The following is a 4,141-nucleotide window of genomic DNA, read 5'->3' on the forward strand; positions in this document are numbered from 1 at the left end:
ATAACGGCATGATAATGAGCTGGKCAGTGGGCGAKGGYCCCGGCTCTGCCTATACCYTGCCRRTGKSGAAATGGAATCTYGTCAACGGCAGCRTCACTGYGCTYGCCTGYGMCATACAGTCCGGTMMYARYCTYGCGTTYCCCATTGGGGATGTRCAGGCCGACCAGTTTACCCAGTTGGGTACYCATTCACAGCAAASCAGCACGGCCRACCTGAAACTCGACTGTGACGCGGACGCYMATATCAATGTGACGTTAACCGGCRCACAAAACCCKGATACCRCGGACGACAGCGTGCTCGARCTCAGTAACCAGGGYGAYGACAAGGTTGCCKCGGGGATCGGCGTGCAGTTACTGTACAACGATACGCCACTGGAACTGAATAAGATGCTTAATCTTAAACGCTCGGCTGGCGRCCAGGAGTCGTTCCCCATTACCGCCCGYTATATTCAGACCAARGATAAAGTACGGGCCGGRCAAGCAAATGCGACRGCGACMYTCAATCTGACRTATCAATAAAACCCCTCAGGCTATTTATCGTAAATCGCCCATTATTGGCAAATATCCCTCATGCCCCTCACTTATGTTTTTTAATCCAGAGTGAGGGGATGTTTTGCCAAAGAAAGCGTTTTTCAGGGAGATCAGTGTGCCCGACTGTGATTTTCTTTGCGGTAGGCGCCCGGCGGCTGGTTAAACGTGCGGGTGAAAATACGGGTAAAGGTCTGTTGAGAATCAAACCCGTAGCGCAGACAAATGTCATACACTTTTTCGTCGGACTCACGCAGATCCCGCGCCGCGAGCAGCAGTTTACGCTCACGAATGTAGCGTCCCAGACTCTCCCCTTTGTACTGTAAAAATAGACGCTGCAGATGCCATTTGGAATACCCCGCGTGGCGCGCAATGTCGTCAATGCGCAGCGGCTGATTCAAATTATCATCTATCCACTCGACAATCGTGTCGATAACCTGAGCAGAAATGGTCATTCGGAACTCCTCTCCTGCAAATGTGAGGTCCGCTCCCACCAGACGGTGAACGGCTGCGCCGGATCATCCAGTTTTACCGGTTCACCCTGCATCGGCGTGAGCAGACGGTACGCTTTATGTCGACTGGCCAGCGCCAGCCGTTTATAAGGGTCATCCCAGGTATGTTTAGCCAGCACAAAGCGTCCGGCATGACCGGGCAATATCGCTTTTGCCCGCAAATCCTGGGCCGCCTGCGCGGTCTCTTCCGGCATCATATGAATGTACTTCCAGTCCTGGTCATATTGACCGTTCTCCAGGATGGCGAGATCGATGCCGCCAAACTGTTCGCCGATGGTCCGGAAATGTGGCCCGTAGCCAGAATCACCGCTGTAGTAAATTTTCTGTTCCGGCGTTTCGAACAGAAAACTGGCCCACAGCGTCTGGTTGCGCTTAATGCCGCGGCCGGAAAAATGCCGCGCAGGCAGAACGTGAATCATCAGCGAATCGTCAATTCGCACGGACTGATTCCAGTCGCGCTCTTCAATGATGTCGCTATTCATTCCCCAATAACGCAGATGCGAACCGACGCCCAGCGGTGTAAGCACGCGCTTCACTTTGGGCATTAACGCCTTGATGGTGGCGTAGTCCAGATGGTCATAGTGGTCGTGCGAAATGATCAGCAGGTCGATCTCTGGCATCGCCTGCGCCGTCCACGGATAGTCTCCTGCGAAAGCCTTATTGAGGAAGGAAAACGGCGCGGCATAACTGCTGAGCACCGGATCAATCAGAATACGTTTGCCGTCCAGTTGCAGATACCACGACGAATGCCCGAGCCAGATTAGGGTGTCTTCAGTGACCGGCAGACTGGCAAGATCGGTCGCAACCAGCGGCAGCGGCTGAGCGGGGCGCGCATTCTCACGCTTCGCGACCAGAAACTCCCACCACGCCGCGAGCATACTTTTGTTTCCGGTATAGCCCGGCGTCGGTATCTGATTATGGAATTGCCCGTCCCGGTAGTGTGCAGATTGTTCAACCTGGCTAAGCTGAGCGCCCTGTGGCGCCTGGCCGAAGCCAGCATTGAGGACAAACGGTAACGTTGCTGCACTGGTAATGAGCATAATAACAACCACGCAAACTGTGAGACGCTTCATATCCTGACCTGAAAACGCGCGCCTGTCCGATGGTTTGCGCGACGCACCCTTGATTATGAGTGAGTAAGCACTCATTATAGAAATCAGATGTTTCTCGTCAAGATGATTTTCAATCTTTGACATTCACCGTTGCGGCGCTGCATACGCCGTGTTTCAATCACATTTTTAGACCAACTAAAGGGTAAAGTGTAGTGGCTCGTCCGAAGAGTGAAGACAAAAAAAAGGCATTACTGGAAGCAGCTACCACGGCTATTGCGCAGTCCGGGATCGCGGCGTCAACCGCAGTGATTGCCCGCAATGCTGGCGTGGCGGAAGGGACATTGTTTCGCTATTTCGCAACCAAAGACGAGTTAATCAACGAACTGTATCTTCATCTTAAACAGAGTCTCTGCCAGTCGATGATCGCCAATCTGGATCGTTCACTGACCGATGCCAAAGCGCTGACCTTTTATATCTGGCGCAGTTATATCAGTTGGGGGATAAACCATACGCAGGGGCATCGCGCCATTCGCCAACTGGCCGTCAGTGAAAAAATCACCAAAGAGACGGAGCAAAAAGCCGACGATATGTTTCCTGAACTGCGCGATCTCTGTCACCGCTCGGTGCTACCGGTCTTTATGTCCGATGAATATCGCGCCTTCGGCGATGCGCTGTTTTTAACGCTGGCAGAAACGACAATGGAATTTGCCGCCCGTGAACCGGCTCGCGCTGAAGAGTTTATTTCTCTGGGTTTTGAAGCCATGTGGCGCGCCCTCACCCGCGAGGAAAAGTAATGGACGAAAAAACGCTGCACGAGTGCGCGAAACGCCTGGCATTAGCCTTCCCCTTTACTGAGCACTGCTGGCCGTTCGGTCCGGAATACGACGTGTTTAAAGTCGAAGGAAAGATTTTTATGATCGTCACCGAGTTTAACCGCCGTGCGGTAATAAACCTGAAAGCCGACCCGGAAAAATCCCTGTTAAATCAGCAAATTTACCCCAGCATAACCCCCGGTTATCACATGAATAAAAAACACTGGATTTCCGTCGCGCCCGGTGACGATATTACCGAGTCGTTACTGGAAGAGCTGGTGAACGACTCGTGGAATTTAGTGGTCGATGGTCTGCCCAAACGCAGCCAGAAACGAATCCGCCCGGTCTGATTAGTCTCAAATAACGAAAACTGTGTTCGCCATTTCTCTCTTATCATCTTCGGGAGAACCCTGTAACCTGCGAAGATTAAAACCAACCGGGAGTCGTTATGGATATCGTTTCAGTTGCCTTAAAACGTCATTCAACCAAGGCATTCGACCCAGCTAAAAAGCTGACCGCTGAAGAAGCCGAAAAAATCAAAACACTGCTGCAGTTCAGCCCGTCCAGTACTAACTCTCAGCCGTGGCATTTTATCGTCGCCAGCACAGAGGAAGGCAAAGCGCGCGTGGCGAAATCTGCCGCCGGGAACTTTGTCTTCAACGAGCGAAAAATGCTTGATGCGTCTCACGTAGTGGTGTTCTGCGCCAAAACAGCAATGGATGATGCATGGCTGGAACGCGTGGTTGATCAGGAAGAGGCCGATGGGCGTTTTGCTTCCGCGGAGGCGAAAGCCGCTAATCACAAAGGCCGCACGTTCTTTGCCGACCTGCACCGTAAGGAGCTGAAAGACGATGCACACTGGATGGCAAAGCAGGTCTATCTGAACGTGGGTAACTTCCTGTTAGGCGTCGCCGCACTGGGTCTGGACGCGGTGCCAATCGAAGGTTTCGACGCCGCCATTCTTGATGCAGAATTTGGCCTGAAAGAAAAAGGCTTCACCAGCGTGGTGGTGGTGCCTGTCGGTCATCACAGCGTGGAAGATTTTAATGCCTCGCTGCCGAAATCTCGCCTGCCGCTGAGCACGATTATTACTGAATGCTAATGCCTTCAGGCACGTTGCTTCGCGACGTGCCTGTTCTTATTTCCTCTCCACTCGTTAAGATTTTTTCAAGTTTTCTACACATTATGTAACACCTCAGAAATATTTCGAGCAAAAATTATCCATATTATTAATCAAT

The 4,141-nt window shown here is 52.1% G+C and carries 6 protein-coding genes; 4 read left to right on the top strand and 2 right to left on the bottom strand.

Translation table 11 applies throughout. From position 1 onward, the window contains the following. Positions 1–14 precede the first annotated feature (14 nt). Positions 15–518, top strand: a complete 504-nt coding sequence (locus JTI98_RS21485; protein ID WP_371811943.1) for a fimbrial protein — start codon at positions 15–17, stop codon at positions 516–518. Between the two features lie 122 nt (positions 519–640). Here JTI98_RS21485 and JTI98_RS19925 read toward each other — a convergent pair whose 3' ends face one another. Both JTI98_RS19925 and JTI98_RS19930 read right to left on the bottom strand, forming a co-directional pair. Next, positions 641–982, bottom strand: a complete 342-nt coding sequence (locus tag JTI98_RS19925) for a RamA family antibiotic efflux transcriptional regulator (RefSeq protein WP_043001487.1) — start codon at positions 980–982, stop codon at positions 641–643. After that, positions 979–2,112 (bottom strand): MBL fold metallo-hydrolase, encoded by a 1,134-nt coding sequence (locus JTI98_RS19930; RefSeq protein ID WP_216081714.1) that lies wholly within the window; start codon positions 2,110–2,112, stop codon positions 979–981. The genes JTI98_RS19925 and JTI98_RS19930 overlap by 4 nt, the downstream gene beginning before the upstream one ends. Before the next feature lie 191 nt (positions 2,113–2,303). Between JTI98_RS19930 and JTI98_RS19935 the strand changes: the two genes are divergently transcribed. The 3 genes from JTI98_RS19935 (at position 2,304) to nfsB (ending at position 4,005) form a co-directional block, all read left to right on the top strand. After that, positions 2,304–2,885 (top strand): TetR/AcrR family transcriptional regulator, encoded by a 582-nt coding sequence (locus tag JTI98_RS19935; protein WP_043001489.1) that lies wholly within the window; start codon positions 2,304–2,306, stop codon positions 2,883–2,885. Continuing rightward, positions 2,885–3,253 (top strand): MmcQ/YjbR family DNA-binding protein, encoded by a 369-nt coding sequence (locus tag JTI98_RS19940; protein WP_044256666.1) that lies wholly within the window; start codon positions 2,885–2,887, stop codon positions 3,251–3,253. Before JTI98_RS19935 ends, JTI98_RS19940 begins: the two co-directional genes overlap by 1 nt. A 98-nt stretch (positions 3,254–3,351) precedes the next feature. Then, the gene (gene nfsB, locus JTI98_RS19945) at positions 3,352–4,005 is read left to right on the top strand and encodes an oxygen-insensitive NAD(P)H nitroreductase (protein ID WP_044328798.1); all 654 of its coding nucleotides are present in this window, start codon (positions 3,352–3,354) and stop codon (positions 4,003–4,005) included. The last annotated feature ends 136 nt before the right edge of the window (positions 4,006–4,141 follow it).

Origin of the sequence: Citrobacter sp. MGH 55, from assembly GCF_016906145.1 — a bacterium.
Taxonomy (GTDB): domain Bacteria; phylum Pseudomonadota; class Gammaproteobacteria; order Enterobacterales; family Enterobacteriaceae; genus Citrobacter_A; species Citrobacter_A amalonaticus.

Excerpts from the sequence above, each read along its gene's own strand:
- JTI98_RS19925 (WP_043001487.1), bottom strand. The coding sequence starts at position 982 with ATGACCATTTCTGCTCAGGTTATCGACACGATTGTCGAGTGGATAGAT.
- JTI98_RS19930 (WP_216081714.1), bottom strand. The coding sequence starts at position 2,112 with ATGAAGCGTCTCACAGTTTGCGTGGTTGTTATTATGCTCATTACCAGT.
- JTI98_RS19940 (WP_044256666.1), top strand. The coding sequence starts at position 2,885 with ATGGACGAAAAAACGCTGCACGAGTGCGCGAAACGCCTGGCATTAGCC.
- nfsB (WP_044328798.1), top strand. The coding sequence starts at position 3,352 with ATGGATATCGTTTCAGTTGCCTTAAAACGTCATTCAACCAAGGCATTC.